Source organism: Microtetraspora sp. AC03309 (assembly GCF_020826795.1).
Taxonomy (GTDB): Bacteria; Actinomycetota; Actinomycetes; order Streptosporangiales; family Streptosporangiaceae; genus Microtetraspora; species Microtetraspora glauca.
The window spans coordinates 1-504 of the sequence record NZ_JADDIL010000444.1 but is presented as its reverse complement, the minus strand read 5'-3'; the positions used below and the strand labels follow the sequence as shown (position 1 = coordinate 504).

The window sequence follows — 504 nt, the reverse complement described above, 5'->3', positions numbered from 1 at the left end:
CATGGTCCAGTTGTGCTCGTGGTTGAGCAGGACGAGTGCGGCCTGAACAATTTTCCCGATGCGCCAAGGGTCGAGGCTTACCCGGCGTAGGGCCTTGAAGGTGACAGTGAGCAGGGCGTTCGCCCGCTCGCCGATTCCTCGCAGGCCTCGAAGCAGCTTGTTGTAGGTGTGCTGGTCATGGCCGAGCTTGGGCTGGCCGGACTTCTTCTTGACGGGGACGCGTACGACGTCGGCGGCGCCTTCGTAACCCAGGTCGGCCAGGGTCGGCAGATCGGGGCGGAAAGTGGCGAGAGTGGTGATGATCCCGTGCTGGCGGGCGCAGGTCATGTCGTGTTCGCGGCCGGGCCGGACGTCGGACACCCATAGCGGCCAGCCGTCCGGGGCGGAGATGACCTGGATGTTCCCGCCATGGGGCCGGGCCGGACGTGGGCACCCCATGGCGGCCGGCGTTCGGCCGGGGGGCGGCCCTCCCGTTTCCGCCATTATGGTTTTGGCTTGCCGGAC

1 protein-coding gene is annotated in these 504 nt (G+C 67.5%); it reads right to left on the bottom strand.

Annotated features, from left to right (window positions below; all coding sequences use genetic code 11):
• On the bottom strand, positions 1–438 hold a 438-nt coding region (locus IMZ11_RS43770; RefSeq protein ID WP_374463276.1), incomplete at its 3' end, for a transposase family protein.
• Positions 439–504: the final 66 nt, after the last annotated feature.